Source organism: Sphingobium chungangianum (genome assembly GCF_977014255.1).
The window spans coordinates 728867-741620 of sequence record NZ_CDRNIV010000006.1 but is presented as its reverse complement, the minus strand read 5'-3'; the positions used below and the strand labels follow the sequence as shown (position 1 = coordinate 741620).

At 63.4% G+C, this 12754-nt stretch carries 16 protein-coding genes; 9 read left to right on the top strand and 7 right to left on the bottom strand.

The annotated features are described in order from the left end of the window. Positions 1-74 precede the first annotated feature (74 nt). Complete coding sequence (locus ACWNC0_RS10710; RefSeq protein WP_196225701.1) at positions 75-230, top strand: YdcH family protein; 156 nt, start codon at positions 75-77, stop codon at positions 228-230. Positions 231-367: 137 nt separating this feature from the next. Here ACWNC0_RS10710 and ACWNC0_RS10705 read toward each other — a convergent pair whose 3' ends face one another. The 4 genes from ACWNC0_RS10705 to ACWNC0_RS10690 form a co-directional block, all read right to left on the bottom strand. After that, a complete protein-coding gene (locus ACWNC0_RS10705; protein WP_449471509.1) occupies positions 368-730 on the bottom strand; it encodes a PilZ domain-containing protein in 363 nt (120 codons plus the stop codon). 68 nt (positions 731-798) lie between these two features. Beyond that, positions 799-1263: an RNA polymerase-binding protein DksA gene (dksA, locus tag ACWNC0_RS10700; protein ID WP_449471508.1), complete on the bottom strand. Its 465-nt coding sequence runs from the start codon at positions 1261-1263 to the stop codon at positions 799-801. Between the two features lie 566 nt (positions 1264-1829). Then, entirely contained in the window at positions 1830-2504 is a 675-nt protein-coding gene (locus ACWNC0_RS10695) for a hypothetical protein (protein WP_449471507.1), read from the bottom strand. Positions 2505-2659: 155 nt separating this feature from the next. Next, on the bottom strand, positions 2660-3097 hold the full coding sequence (locus ACWNC0_RS10690; RefSeq protein ID WP_449471505.1) for a host attachment family protein: 438 nt from the start codon (positions 3095-3097) through the stop codon (positions 2660-2662). 90 nt (positions 3098-3187) lie between these two features. Between ACWNC0_RS10690 and serS the strand changes: the two genes are divergently transcribed. The 3 genes from serS (at position 3188) to rimO (ending at position 7112) form a co-directional block, all read left to right on the top strand. Continuing rightward, positions 3188-4465: a serine--tRNA ligase gene (serS, locus tag ACWNC0_RS10685; RefSeq protein ID WP_449471504.1), complete on the top strand. Its 1278-nt coding sequence runs from the start codon at positions 3188-3190 to the stop codon at positions 4463-4465. 161 nt (positions 4466-4626) lie between these two features. Next, positions 4627-5676 carry a potassium channel family protein gene (locus tag ACWNC0_RS10680; protein WP_449471503.1) on the top strand — a complete coding sequence of 350 codons (1050 nt, stop codon included), beginning with the start codon at positions 4627-4629 and terminating at the stop codon, positions 5674-5676. A 47-nt stretch (positions 5677-5723) separates the two neighbouring features. Next, entirely contained in the window at positions 5724-7112 is a 1389-nt protein-coding gene (rimO, locus tag ACWNC0_RS10675; RefSeq protein ID WP_449471501.1) for a 30S ribosomal protein S12 methylthiotransferase RimO, read from the top strand. Here rimO and ACWNC0_RS10670 read toward each other — a convergent pair. Both ACWNC0_RS10670 and ACWNC0_RS10665 read right to left on the bottom strand, forming a co-directional pair. Then, on the bottom strand, positions 7085-7936 hold the full coding sequence (locus tag ACWNC0_RS10670; RefSeq protein WP_449471500.1) for a DUF4163 domain-containing protein: 852 nt from the start codon (positions 7934-7936) through the stop codon (positions 7085-7087). The two genes, rimO and ACWNC0_RS10670, sit on opposite strands and share 28 nt — an antisense overlap. Further along, entirely contained in the window at positions 7936-8139 is a 204-nt protein-coding gene (locus ACWNC0_RS10665) for a hypothetical protein (RefSeq protein WP_196225693.1), read from the bottom strand. The genes ACWNC0_RS10670 and ACWNC0_RS10665 overlap by 1 nt, the downstream gene beginning before the upstream one ends. 141 nt (positions 8140-8280) lie before the next feature. On the opposite strand from ACWNC0_RS10665, the gene ACWNC0_RS10660 reads away from it, so the two are divergent. From ACWNC0_RS10660 to argC, 4 genes are read left to right on the top strand one after another with little or no spacing between them, the layout of a single operon-like run. Then, complete coding sequence (locus tag ACWNC0_RS10660) at positions 8281-9684, top strand: leucyl aminopeptidase family protein (RefSeq protein WP_449471498.1); 1404 nt, start codon at positions 8281-8283, stop codon at positions 9682-9684. Between the two features lie 54 nt (positions 9685-9738). Further along, a complete protein-coding gene (locus ACWNC0_RS10655) occupies positions 9739-10146 on the top strand; it encodes a MarR family winged helix-turn-helix transcriptional regulator (protein WP_196225691.1) in 408 nt (135 codons plus the stop codon). Continuing rightward, the gene (locus ACWNC0_RS10650; RefSeq protein WP_449471497.1) at positions 10106-11014 is read left to right on the top strand and encodes a C40 family peptidase; all 909 of its coding nucleotides are present in this window, start codon (positions 10106-10108) and stop codon (positions 11012-11014) included. The genes ACWNC0_RS10655 and ACWNC0_RS10650 overlap by 41 nt, the downstream gene beginning before the upstream one ends. After that, on the top strand, positions 11011-11955 hold the full coding sequence (gene argC, locus ACWNC0_RS10645) for an N-acetyl-gamma-glutamyl-phosphate reductase (protein ID WP_449471496.1): 945 nt from the start codon (positions 11011-11013) through the stop codon (positions 11953-11955). Before ACWNC0_RS10650 ends, argC begins: the two co-directional genes overlap by 4 nt. 157 nt (positions 11956-12112) lie before the next feature. On the opposite strand, the gene ACWNC0_RS10640 is transcribed toward argC, so the two are convergent. After that, entirely contained in the window at positions 12113-12322 is a 210-nt protein-coding gene (locus ACWNC0_RS10640) for a hypothetical protein (protein ID WP_196225688.1), read from the bottom strand. Between the two features lie 241 nt (positions 12323-12563). On the opposite strand from ACWNC0_RS10640, the gene ACWNC0_RS10635 reads away from it, so the two are divergent. Next, entirely contained in the window at positions 12564-12734 is a 171-nt protein-coding gene (locus ACWNC0_RS10635; protein ID WP_449471494.1) for a hypothetical protein, read from the top strand. The last annotated feature ends 20 nt before the right edge of the window (positions 12735-12754 follow it).

The window sequence follows — 12754 nt, the reverse complement described above, 5'->3', positions numbered from 1 at the left end:
CACCGATTCCGGAAAGACAGGCGGGGCGAATCATGATCTACTCGTTCGTCCATCACCCTCATCAGGAGAATGTCATGGAAAACAGCCACGTTTCAGCTCTTTCAGCCAAACATGCCGGGCTTGAGGCACGGATCAAGGCAGAGACGAGTCGGCCCATGCCCGACGCGATCCTGGTTGCCTCGCTCAAGAAGCAGAAGTTGCGGGTGAAAGAGGAAATGTCGCGAAATTGACCCGGCATTAAGATTGAGGGCACGGGGCCGCGGGAAAACGCGGCTCCGCCCTTATTTCCCGGACAATCGGGATTGACGCGGCGCTGGGAGGCGGCGCGTTTTTTCGTGAAGGAAATGGCGAGAAGAACGCGTTTTGGTCAGCGGCCTATCTGGTGGAGGCGCAGATAGGAGGGGGCGCGGTGAGCGGCTCCGGAGGCTATGGGTTTGCGGGCGAGCTGGGGATCGATCTCATGATCGAATGCAATACCGATCTTGCCATCCTTGGCCCAGACGACCCGGCCGCTGACCCGCCCGACTCCGCGCAGTTCAAGGACGATCGCGGCATCGGCAGGCACCGGCCGTTCGCAGTCGGCCATGAGGCCGGTAGCCGACAGGTTGCGCACGCGGGCACGGCCGAGGGGCGTGCCTTCAATGCAAGTCAGGTTGGTAAGCAGGAACAGGCTGTCCCGCGGGCCTGACCGAGCAGGTCCCCGTTCCGCCATTTCCTGATCGCTATCCATGCCCAATCCCTTGCAATGACCCGTTTATTTGGCGGGACATTGCCAGCGACCAGTGGATAAAGCGTTAATCAATCGTCTCGCGATACCTTTTCCTGCCGCTCATGACGCTCCTGCGCCTCGACAGTCATGGTCGCGATCGGGCGGGCTTCGAGGCGGCCGAGCGAAATAGGTTCGCCCGTCACTTCGCAATAGCCATATTCGCCATCGTCGATGCGGCGGAGCGCGGCGTCGATCTTGGAAATGAGCTTGCGCTGGCGGTCGCGGGTGCGCAGTTCGATCGACCAGTCCGTCTCGCTCGACGCGCGGTCGTTGAGATCGGGTTCGCGCAAGGGTTCATTTTGCAGCACGGCCAGCGTGCCTTCCGCCTCCGTCAGGATCTGCTTTTTCCAGTCCCAGAGCCGCTGGCGGAAATATTCAAGCTGGAGGGGATTCATAAACTCTTCGTCGGGCGAAGGACGATAGTCGGGGGGAAGTGTAACAGCCGATTTCGGCGGATTATGGCCGTCTTTATCGGAATTCAGGACCGATGCCATCTGGCTCTCCGACTCGAGGGCTCCGGTTCAAAAGGTCCGGTAGCCCGTGACTTATGATTGACGGCGCCTAATAACGAGCAGCGCGGGGCGACACAAGCGCGCATTCAAGAGAGCGAGCCGGGCGGCGAGAATTTGCAACAGCTGACAGCGCCACGTCCCGACGATTTGCGCGCGCGATCGACGGCATCGACCACAAAGAATAACTCGAGCCCCGCCGTTAACTCCCTTTGTATCAAAACGAGACGTTAACCATGAAGATTGGCGCTGTTCTATATTCGCCACCAACTTATAGCCTATATTCAAGGTTAATGGCGTTGAAGTTTAGCGGTTATCTTGTCTTGTTACAGGGCAGGAAACAGCTTCCGGGTCTCAGAAGGCAACTGACGCGGCCAGAAGCTTGAAGACGAACAAGAGTGGATAGCTATGTCGGTACGGATGGCACTGGCCAAATTATGCGCCTGCACATGCGGTGGCGCGATCATCGGCGGCGGCGCCGTCCATGTCGCCGAGACCGCCCGGCCGGCAGGGGTCCACAGCAACAAGAGCGTGAAGGCCGCGCCCAAGCGCTATGCCGTTCGCCCGGTCAAGCGCAAGGTGGTGAAGACGGTATCCTGCGCGCCGCAGACCGTGTCGGTGACGACGCATGCGGCGCCCATCCCCCTGCCCGCGCCGCTGGCTGCCGCTGAAATGCCGATCATGTCGGGCGGTGGCGGCGTTCCTGTGGTGATGGCGGGCGGCGGCGGCTTTGGCGGCGGCGGGTTCATCGGCGGCTTCTTCGGCGGCAGCGGTGGTGGCAGCAGCGGCGGCTCGGTGGTCATCTCATCGACCAGCAGCTCAACCGGGGGCATCAGCAGCTCGACCAGCTCCACGACGGGCGGCGTTTCGACTTCGACCGGCGGGGTATCGACCTCCACGGGCGGCGTGTCCACGTCCAGCGGGAATGTCTCTACCTCCAGCGGCAACGTGTCCACTTCGAGCGGGAATGTATCGACGTCGAGCGGCAACGTGACGAGCAGCTCGTCATCATCGACGTCCAGCTCAACCTCCTCTTCCACATCGTCCAGCACGTCCTCGTCCAGTTCGACGTCATCGAGCACTTCCTCGTCCACGTCGTCGAGCAGCTCGGGCGGTTCCACCAGCAGTGGCGGCCATGATGTGCCCGCCCCGCCGATGGTCCTGCTGTTCGGCGCGGGAGCGGTGGCGCTGATGGCGCGGCGGCGTTTTGCGGAGCGCAAGGCCAAGGTGGCTTGAAGGCTTTAGGGCTGGGATTTGGCCCGGCCTGAATGATGGCGCATCAGGTGGCCCGATAGACCGACGGGCCGATGCAGCCTTTCACGCGGGGGCGTGAGAAGGGGCGGCTCGTGGGGGAGCCGCCCCTTTTTTGCGGTCGATCGCGTCAGGCCTGCGCGATGATCTTCTCGATCTCGGGCACGGGGTGATTGGCGAGATCCTTGGCAATCTCGCCCACCAGGCGGCTTTGCACTTCCTTGTGATAATGTTTGCGCATGTGGCCGAGCGCGGTCGGCGGGGCGACGACGATGAGTTTTTCAAAGTCGTTGGCGAGCGCGCGCCGCCTGAGCAGGTCGGCCGCCTCCATGGCGAAGCGCGCCTCTTCCTGTTCATGATAATCGGTGTTGCCCATGGTGGCCTGCGCGCCCATTATATAGGGCGCACGGCCCGATAGGTCGGTGGATTGATCCCGATCGGCGGGATTTTCCTGCACCTTCACCGTTTCTGCTTCCAGATTGGGCGCCATGCGGTCGCCCTTGTTTCGGAAGAACAGCATCTTGCGACCGTCGGCAACCAGCACCATCGCGTCATGATCGATCCACATTCCCGGCTCCTTTCCTGTGACTTGCAGTCCCTAACGGACAGGGGCGCATAGGGTTGCGCGGCTGGTCGCAGAACGGCATAGGGCGGACCCATGCATGATATCCGTTTTATCCGCGAAAATCCCGCAGCTTTCGACGCTGGCCTTGCCCGCAGGGGCTTTGCGTCCTCGAGTGCGGACATATTGGCGCTGGATGAGCGAAGCCGGGCGATCAAGACGGAGTTGCAGCAGGGTCAGGCCCGCCGCAATGAAGCGAGCAAGGCGATCGGCGCGGCCATGGCGGCCAAGGACATGGAAAAGGCCGAGACGCTGAAGGCCGAAGTCGCGGCGCTCAAGGAAAGCATGCCCGCGCGGGAGGAGGAAGACCGGGAGGTGAGCGAGAAGCTGCACGCCCTGCTGTCCGCCATTCCCAACCTGCCCGCCGCCGATGTGCCCGAGGGTGCCGACGAAGCGGACAATGTCGAGGTGAGCCGGTGGGGCGAGCCCCGCGAATTTGGCTTCACGCCGCAGGATCATGCCGATTTCGGCCCGGCGCTGGGGCTGGATTTTGAGGGCGGCGCGGCTTTGTCGGGCGCGCGCTTTACGGCACTGCGTGGGCAGATGGCGCGGCTGCACCGGGCGCTGGCGCAGTTCATGCTGAATCGCCAGTCGGGCGAAAATGGCTATGAGGAAGTGAACCCGCCGCTGCTGGTGCGGGATGAGGCGCTGTTCGGCACCGGGCAGCTGCCGAAATTCGCCGAGGATTTGTTCCGCACGACCGATGGCCGCTGGCTGATTCCCACGGCCGAAGTCTCCCTCACCAATCTGGTGCGCGAGCAGATTGTCGATGTGGCGAGCCTACCAATGCGGTTGACGGCGCTGACCCCCTGTTTCCGGTCTGAGGCGGGATCGGCGGGGCGCGACACGCGCGGCTTCATTCGCCAGCATCAGTTCGAGAAAGTGGAGCTGATCGCGATCTGCAAGCCGGAAGAATCGGAGGCCGAGCATGAGCGCATGTGCGCGGCGGCCGAGGGCGTGTTGCAGGCGCTGGGGCTGCCCTATCGCAAGGTGCTGCTGTGTACCGGCGACATGGGCTTTGCGGCGGCGAAGACATTCGACCTGGAAGTGTGGTTGCCGAGCCAGCAGACCTATCGCGAGATCAGCTCCATTTCCAACTGCGGCGATTTTCAGGCGCGGCGGATGAATGCGCGGTTCAAGCCGGAGGGCGAGAAGCAGACGCGGTTCCTGCATACGCTGAACGGGTCCGGGCTGGCCGTGGGGCGGACGCTGGTGGCGGTGCTGGAAAATTACCAGCAGGAGGATGGCAGCGTGATCGTGCCTGAGGCGTTGGCGCCTTATATGGGTGGGGTGACGCGGTTGGAGCCTCGGTGATTGTCGAACGCTAGCCTTGTATCTCGTCACCCCAGCGAACGCTGGGGTCTCGGGCGAGGTTGTGCGACATCTCCTGAGATTCCAGCGTTGGCGGACGCCGCCCTACGGGTCGCTGGGATGACGGTGATGGGTTGGGATTTGGAGGGCTAAACGCGCACCCCATGAGGATCAATCCTGCCCGCCTTCCCCTGGCGCAAACCGGATTTCTGCGGCGGCGATCGTCCATGCCGATTTGGGCCGATCTGGTCTGGCGGGTGGGGCTGGTTTTTGGGCTGATCGCGCTGGTGCTGCTGATCCACTGGGTCGGGCGCGATGGGCTGAAGGACAATCTGGACGACCAGATCAGTTTCGTCGACGTGCTGTATTTCACGACCGTCACGGTAACGACGGTAGGCTATGGCGATATTGTGCCGGTCAGCCCGGAAGCGCGGCTGTTCGAGGCGCTGCTGGTGACGCCGATCCGGCTGTTCGTATGGCTGATCTTTCTGGGGACGGCCTATAATCTGTTTTTCCGCAACATCTTCTACAGGTGGCGCATGGCACGCATTCAGGCCGATCTGCATAATCATATCATCGTCACCGGATTTGGCACCAGCGGCGGCGAGGCGGTGCGCGAGCTGCTGGCGCGCGGTGTCGATCCGCGCGAGATCGTGGTGGTCGATCCGCAGGACAAGCCGCTGGTGGAGGCGGAGGATCTGGGCTGCAACGTGATGTGCGGCGATTCGACACGGGACAAGACGCTGAAGGATGTCGCGATCAGCCGCGCGCGGGCGATGATCGTGTCGGCTGGGCGGGACGATACGTCGATCCTGATCACGCTGACTGCGCGGCATCTGGCCCCTCGCCTGCCGATCAGCATCGTCGTGCGCAACGAGGATAACGAGCTGCCTGCGCGGCAGGCGGGGGCGACGACGGTGATCAATCCGGTGAGCTTTGCCGGGCTGCTGCTGGCGGGGAGCACGAGCGGGCGGCATATCGCCGATTATATGGCGGACCTTGCCGCGTCAGGTGGCGCGGTGAAGCTGCATGAGCGGGCGGTGCTGGCGGAGGAGATTGGCGGGCCTTTGTCGGCGATCGGGACCGGGCTTGGCGTGCGAATCTATCGGGGTGAGCGGGTCATCGGCTTTTGGGAAGAAGGCGCGCAGAAGCTAGAGCCGGGCGATCTTATCATCGAGATTGTTCAGGGGGATGGCGCGGGCGAGACGCGCTAATCCGAGCGTTCTTTCGGGCGGGCGTGACATTTGGCGCGAAAATCCCTATGTGCGCGCCGATCATGGCAACCAAAATTCCTGAAGCGCCGAAGGTCGGCATGGTGTCGCTCGGCTGTCCCAAGAACCTGGTCGACAGCGAACGCATCCTGACCAAGCTGCGCTCCGACGGCTATCTGATGTCCGCAGACTATGCGGGCGCGGACGTGGTGCTGGTGAATACCTGCGGTTTCCTCGATTCGGCGAAGGAGGAATCGCTGGAGGCGATAGGCGAGGCGATCGCGGAAAATGGCCGGGTCATCGTTACGGGCTGCATGGGGGACGAGGCGGACGTGATCCGCGCCAAGTTTCCGCAGGTGCTGGCCGTTACGGGTGCGCATCAATATGAGCAGGTGGTGAATGCGGTGCATGACGCTTCGCCGCCGGTGCCCAATGCGTTCGTTGACCTAGTGCCTGAGGGTGGCCTGAAGCTGACGCCGCGGCATTATAGTTATTTGAAGATTTCGGAGGGCTGCAACCATCGCTGCTCCTTCTGCATCATTCCGTCGATCCGGGGCGATCTGGTGTCACGCAGGATCGATGCGGTGCTGCGCGAGGCGGAAAAGCTCGTCCATGCCGGGACGAAGGAGCTGCTGGTGATCAGCCAGGACACGTCGGCCTATGGCGTCGATACCCGGCATGAGCCGCGCAGCTGGAAGGGCCGCGAGGTACGGGCGCATATGACCGACCTTGCGCGTGAGCTGGGGCAGTTGCGGACCAGTGAAGGCGTGGCGCCGTGGGTGCGGCTGCACTATGTCTATCCCTATCCGCATGTGGATCATGTCATTCCGCTGATGGCGGAGGGGCTGTTGACTCCCTATCTCGACATTCCGTTCCAGCATGCCTCGCCCAATGTGTTGAAGGCGATGAAGCGGCCCGCCAATGAGGCGAAGGTGCTGGATCGTATCCGCAAGTGGCGGAGCATCTGCCCGGACATCGCGATCCGTTCGAGCTTCGTCGTCGGTTTCCCCGGCGAGACGGAGGCGGACTTTCAGTATCTGCTCGAGTGGCTGGACGAGGCGCAGCTGGATCGCGTGGGCGCGTTCCGGTTCGAGCCCGTGGAGGGCGCGGCGGCGAATGAACTGCCGGGCGCGGTGCCGGAAGAGGTGAAGGAAGAACGCTACCAGCGGATCATGGAGAAAACGGCTGCGATCAGCGCCGCCAAGTTGCAGGCGAAGGTCGGGCGCGTGCTGCCGGTGATCATCGATGAGGTTGGCGAACCCGACGAGGACGGATCGGTCGGCGCGACGGCGCGGAGTCAGGCTGATGCGCCGGAGATCGACGGCAATGTGTTCCTGCGTGATGTCGGTGAGGGGCGGAAGGCTGGCGACATCCTCGACGTGGTGATCGAGGATGCCGACGAGCATGATCTTTACGGAGCGCCCACGAACGCGTCCTGATATTCGGTTTTGATCGTTTTCAGCATAGCGGCATCGACGGGCAGCGGGACTTCATAGGTCCCTTCCGAATAAGGCCCGGCGCTGTAAGGGCCGACAACGACGACGATCCGGTTGATCAGCTTGCCGCCACGCGAGGTGGGGACGAGGACTTCCTTCATCGGGTCGATGCATTGGGTGAAAGGATCGTCGCCGCGCATGATCGGCCCGCCCCGCTTTTTCGCGCGGGCCTTGTCCAGACCATCGCAGAAGGAATCGTGGATCGCGGCGGCGAAGGCTGCGGGTGAGGTCATGAGCGCCTGCACGCTCGTTTCTCGCTTGCGCGCCTTGTCCCAGAGCAGCACGTCATAGCCGGTCATGCCATGCGCGCCGCCGGTATAGGTGTAGCGGCTGGAACGTAGCGACAGGAAGCGCGGCGTGTCGGCGGCTACGGTCCAACGAGTCTCAAGACTGTGAGCGTGGAAGGGAAAGCCGGACTGCTGCGCCGATTTGCGGTCGTCAGCCGCCATCTTGAGCGCGTCGGCCTTTCCGCTTTCCATGTCCTTGCGCAACTTCTCAGCGATCTGTGGCACGGCGGAGGCTTGCGCAGGCCAAGCGTAGAGGAATTCCAGCAGGTCGGTCTTTTCAGCCTGTTGGAAAGGCTGGGACGGCGGCTTTGGCTGTTCCGCGCCCGCCATCCGGTTGACGAAATTCGCCGTGGCGACATCATTGCCGGTGTCAGCGACATTATCCGTCGCCTGATCGCCAGCCGAGGGAGAACAGGCACAGAGAAAGAGGGCCAGTCCTGCGACCGGCCCTGCCTTCATTCGCATTGGTAAGCGCTGCATCAGTGCGGCTTGGCCGCCAGACAACGCTCGCTGATCGCCTTGCGGGCATAGCTGCTCTGAAGAACGGCGGCGGCGTTGGGCCAGCCTTCCGCGATCAGGGCTTGTTCAACCTGATGCGCGCCGTCAAATCGCCCGCTTTCGGCGAGTTGATAGGCACGCGCACGAAGCGCCTGCTGCCGCGCATTATCGCCATGCATTACCATGTCTCTCTCCTTGCCAGTTTGCGTTGGCGTCAATCTAAACCCTTTGCCGGTCAGGGGCAAATGCGGGATGGCCGGGCCGAGGCGCCGACATCGCAAAAATGGGGCTTTCCAACCCCATCATCCTTGTCCAGAATCCCGCCCATGACCGATTATTCCGACCTGCTGAAAGCAGACAACAATCAGCCCGCTCATATGATCCAGATCGTCGATGCGGAAAGCTTCGAAAACTGGCTTTCCGCGCAGCCGCAGCGCGTCCGGACGATCGTCGCGGCGCAGAAGTTCGCGGGCAAGGGATATGAGCATGCGATCATTCCGGGAGATGATCCTTCGGACTGGTCGGTGGTCGCGGGGGTCGCGAACAAAGCGAAGCTCAGCAGCTGGTGCCTCGCCAAGCTGGGCGAAACATTGCCCGAGGGTCAATATCGGCTGGCGGAGGGGACGGCCGGGCCAGCCATGCTCGGCTGGCTGACGGCGCAATATCGGTTCGACCGCTATCGCCGCGATGAAAATAGCGCAGGGCCGCGCGTGCTGCTGACCAGCGAGGTTGCGCAAATCGACCCGGCGGTCAGGCTGGCGGAGGCGGTGGCGCTAGTGCGCGACCTCGTCAACATTCCCGCTGGCGACATGGGGCCGCAACAGTTGGAGGAGGAAGCGGCGAAGGTCGCCGAAGCCTTTGGCGCGCGCTTCACGGTGACGAAGGGCGACCCGCTGGAGCAGGGTTTCCCGATGATCCATGCCGTGGGCCGGGCAGCGGGCAAGGACTTTGCCCCGCGCCTGATCGAATTGCGGTGGGGCGATGCCAAGCATCCGCGCGTCGCCATCATCGGCAAGGGCATTTGTTTCGACAGCGGCGGGCTGGACATCAAGCCATCGTCGGCCATGCGCCTGATGAAGAAGGATATGGGCGGCGCGGCCCATGCGATCGCGCTCGCCCGGTTGATCATGGGCGCGCGCCTGCCGGTGCAGTTGCATGTGCTGATCCCGGCGGCGGAAAATGCGGTGGGAGGCAATGCCTTCCGCCCCGGCGACATATTGCGCAGCCGCAAGGGGCTGACGGTGGAGATTGGCAATACCGATGCGGAAGGGCGGCTGGTGCTGGCCGACGCCTTGGCGCTGGCGGGCGAGGATGAGCCCGAACTCGTCATCGACTATGCGACGTTGACCGGCGCGGCGCGAGTGGCGGTCGGCCCCGACCTCCCTGCCCTCTTCACCAATGATGACGCATTGGCAGCTCAGATGGACGCGGCGGGTAGCGAAGTGGACGACCCGAGTTGGCGCCTGCCATTATGGGATGGCTATGCCGACATGCTGAAGTCGGACATCGCCGATATCAATAACGCGGGCGAAGGCGGCTTTGCCGGCGCGATCACCGCCGCGCTGTTTCTGAAACGGTTCGTGCCGGACAAGGCGAAGTGGCTGCATCTCGACACCTTCGCCTGGCGGCCGTCGCCAAAGCCGGGGCGGCCGAAGGGTGGTGAGGCATTGGGCCTCCGCGCTGTTTTCCGCATGCTGGAACAACGTTATGAAAAATCAGGGCAGAAATGACCTTTGGTACGGGGCCGTTACGCAACCGGATCGTGCATCGTGCGTTACGGGGGCATGGATGCCGCTTCTGCACAGGAACAGACGACTGAGCTGAACCGCCCAGGTCTGAAACAACTTGCCCAATGGATGCGCACGCTGGTCGATTATGTGCGATCCGGCAGGCCCGACCTTACCAACCGGCAAATGGCGTTGATGATGACCGTTTACATCAGCGCGGGGCCGCATACCGTGCGGGGACTCGCCGAGGCGCTGCATGTATCGAAGCCGGTTATTACCCGCGCGCTGAACAAGCTTTCGGCGCTCGGATATCTTCGCCGGGAGCGGGATGCGGCCGATCGGCGTAATATTTTCATCACTCGCACCCCCAAAGGGGCGGAATTCCTTGACGCGTTTCACCATTTCATCGCAGGAACCGGCCGCGATGAACGCCACGACTTCAACTCCGCGGAACGCACCGCCTGAACGTATCCGGTTCAAACTTGACGGCCGCTCCGTCAAGCTGGACAGCCGCATCCACGCCGCGCGCGGCGACCTGGCTGACCTGTCGCTGGCAGGCGTGCTGTTTTCCGCGCATTATGCCCGCTCGATTGAACTGACCTGCGTTGCGGCGGGCACGCCGCTGCTGTCCTCGCCCGCCGTCACATCTACGGCCGTCAGCGAATTGCTGCGCGGCGAAAGCTTCCATGCGCTGGACATGACCACGGATTGGGCCTGGGGCTTTTGCGGGCATGACGGCTATGTCGGCTATGTGCGGCGCGAGGCGCTGGACACGCATGAAGAAACTAACCACCGGATTTTTGCTGGCACCGCGCCACTATTCAGCGCGGCCGACATCAAGTCGCCCATTCGCGATTACTGGCCGGGCGGCGCGCTGTTCACCGGGCAGGCGGCGGACGGATTCGTGGCTTGTGCCGAAGGATATGTCCATGAGCGACATGCCGTCAGCGCCGACGCGACGGAAAGCGATTGGGTCGCCGTGGCGCTGCGCTACCTTGGCCAGCCCTATGTGTGGGGCGGACGGGGCCATCGCGGTATCGACTGTTCGGGACTTGTGCAGGTCGCGCTGGGTCAGTGCGGGATCAAGGCACCGCGCGATACGGACTTGCAGCGGGAAGGCATCGGCAACCCCCTGCCCTCCGACGAGCCGTTGAAGCGCGGCGACTTCGTTTTTTTCCCCGGCCATGTCGGCATCATGACGGACGGCGAAAATCTGCTGCATGCCAATGCGCATTGGATGGCCGTGGTTGTCGAACCTTTGGCAGACGTGGTCGCCCGGCTGACGGCGGACCATGCGGAACCGATAATTTCGCGGCGGAGGATCGGCGCGTGACCCAAAAGATTTTCATCGACGGCGGCGTCGGCACCACGGGGCTTGAGATTGTCGAGCGGTTGGCGGAGCGGCCCGAGCTGTCCTTCATCACGCTGGACGAGGACAAGCGGAAGGATGCGGCGGCGCGGCGGGAGGCTTTGAACGCCGCCGATATCGTCATCCTGTGCCTGCCCGACGATGCCGCGCGGGAAGCTGTGGCGCTGATCGACAATGACCGGACGCGCGTGATCGATGCATCGACCGCGCATCGGGTTGCGGACGGTTGGACCTATGGCTTTGCCGAGCTGGAACCGGGGCACCGGGAAAAGCTGGCGAACGCGCGGTTCGTGTCCAATCCGGGGTGCTGGCCCACCGGCTTCCTGGCGCTGGTGCGGCCATTGGTGCTGGGCGGACTGCTGCCTGCCGACTGGCCGGTGACGGTGTCGGGCGCGTCGGGATATTCCGGCGGCGGCAAGGCGATGATCGCGGAGTTTGAAGGGACAAGCGGCGCGCCGAGTGCGTTCCGGCCCTATGGGCTCAGCATGACGCACAAGCATATTCCGGAGATGCTGCGCTATTCGGGGCTGTCGCATCCGCCGATCTTCGCGCCTGCGGTGGCCAATGCCTATCGCGGCATGATCGTTGAAGTGCCGTTGCAGCTGCGCGCGATGACGGGGGCGCCGAAGGTTGCGGACATTCATGCGGCGCTGGCTGATGCTTATGCGGGATCGCCGATCGTGAGCGTTGCTTCGCTTGAGGACAGCGCGGCGATGGGTCAGGTCGCGATCGAGCATGTCGGCGCGACGGATCGGCTGGCGCTGTTCGTGTTCGGCAATGAGGATGCTGGTCAGGTGCGGCTGGTGGCGGCGCTCGACAATCTGGGCAAGGGCGCGGCCGGGGCCGCAGTGCAGAACCTCAATATATTGGCCGGGTTGCCCGAGACGGCTGGGTTGCGGCTTTAGGGCGCGCTCGCTGATGGTTTAAGCGCATCGTCTTGCACCCAAGCATCCGCATCCAGGCTCCTTTCCGTCACCCCGGGCTTGACCCGGGGTCCCGCTGCCTGGGCGGTTTCAGATAAGAAGCGGGACCCCGGATCAAGTCCGGGGTGACGATCAGTCTCTAATGAACCGTGCCGAGTGGCGCGTCGTAGGTGAGCAGCACGATCAGCCGCTCAATCTGACGCCAGTGGCAGAAATGGATATAGTTGCCGAGGTCGCGGCTGCGATCGGCGCGCGCGGCGGCTTCATAGCCCGCATTGTCACCGAAGGCCGCCATCAGCTCCGCCGCGTCGTCATAGCTTTTGCGGTCGGAAAGATATGGCAACTGCATGTGAACCCCCGAAAATTTCTCGCCGCGATGGAAACCAAGGGTTCAATTGCCATGCCAGTTTCCCGCTTCCACGGGTAGCGGCGGCTTTCGAGGGTGAATGGGACGTTAGCCAAGTCCCGTTGCGGTACAGTCGTCCTGCAACGGGACTGGGCTGTCTCCCGACGGGACTGGGCTGTCCCGCGACGGGGCGATCCGCAAAGACTCTGGCCTTGGCGGGCGGGCCGTGGCAAGGGCGGTGCCGATGACCAATGGCAAGAAGAATCCGACCGGCGCGGGCGCCATCATCGCGCTGCTGATCCTGGGCGGCGCGATCATCGGCGGCATGATGGGGCAACCGAGCGCGGGCCTGCTGACCGGCGCGGCGCTGGGGGGCATAATCGCGCTGCTGCTGTGGTTGCGCGAACGGGGCTGACGGGGCGCCTTGCCGCGCGA

What these genes read in the sequence shown, in the direction of transcription:
- ACWNC0_RS10710 (WP_196225701.1), top strand. Translation starts at nt 75, where the DNA reads ATGGAAAACAGCCACGTTTCAGCTCTTTCAGCCAAACATGCCGGGCTT.
- ACWNC0_RS10705 (WP_449471509.1), bottom strand. Translation starts at nt 730, where the DNA reads ATGGATAGCGATCAGGAAATGGCGGAACGGGGACCTGCTCGGTCAGGC.
- dksA (WP_449471508.1), bottom strand. Translation starts at nt 1,263, where the DNA reads ATGGCATCGGTCCTGAATTCCGATAAAGACGGCCATAATCCGCCGAAA.
- ACWNC0_RS10690 (WP_449471505.1), bottom strand. Translation starts at nt 3,097, where the DNA reads ATGTGGATCGATCATGACGCGATGGTGCTGGTTGCCGACGGTCGCAAG.
- serS (WP_449471504.1), top strand. Translation starts at nt 3,188, where the DNA reads ATGCATGATATCCGTTTTATCCGCGAAAATCCCGCAGCTTTCGACGCT.
- ACWNC0_RS10680 (WP_449471503.1), top strand. Translation starts at nt 4,627, where the DNA reads ATGAGGATCAATCCTGCCCGCCTTCCCCTGGCGCAAACCGGATTTCTG.
- rimO (WP_449471501.1), top strand. Translation starts at nt 5,724, where the DNA reads ATGTGCGCGCCGATCATGGCAACCAAAATTCCTGAAGCGCCGAAGGTC.
- ACWNC0_RS10670 (WP_449471500.1), bottom strand. Translation starts at nt 7,936, where the DNA reads ATGCAGCGCTTACCAATGCGAATGAAGGCAGGGCCGGTCGCAGGACTG.
- ACWNC0_RS10665 (WP_196225693.1), bottom strand. Translation starts at nt 8,139, where the DNA reads ATGGTAATGCATGGCGATAATGCGCGGCAGCAGGCGCTTCGTGCGCGT.
- ACWNC0_RS10660 (WP_449471498.1), top strand. Translation starts at nt 8,281, where the DNA reads ATGACCGATTATTCCGACCTGCTGAAAGCAGACAACAATCAGCCCGCT.
- ACWNC0_RS10655 (WP_196225691.1), top strand. Translation starts at nt 9,739, where the DNA reads ATGGATGCCGCTTCTGCACAGGAACAGACGACTGAGCTGAACCGCCCA.
- ACWNC0_RS10650 (WP_449471497.1), top strand. Translation starts at nt 10,106, where the DNA reads ATGAACGCCACGACTTCAACTCCGCGGAACGCACCGCCTGAACGTATC.
- ACWNC0_RS10640 (WP_196225688.1), bottom strand. Translation starts at nt 12,322, where the DNA reads ATGCAGTTGCCATATCTTTCCGACCGCAAAAGCTATGACGACGCGGCG.
- ACWNC0_RS10635 (WP_449471494.1), top strand. Translation starts at nt 12,564, where the DNA reads ATGACCAATGGCAAGAAGAATCCGACCGGCGCGGGCGCCATCATCGCG.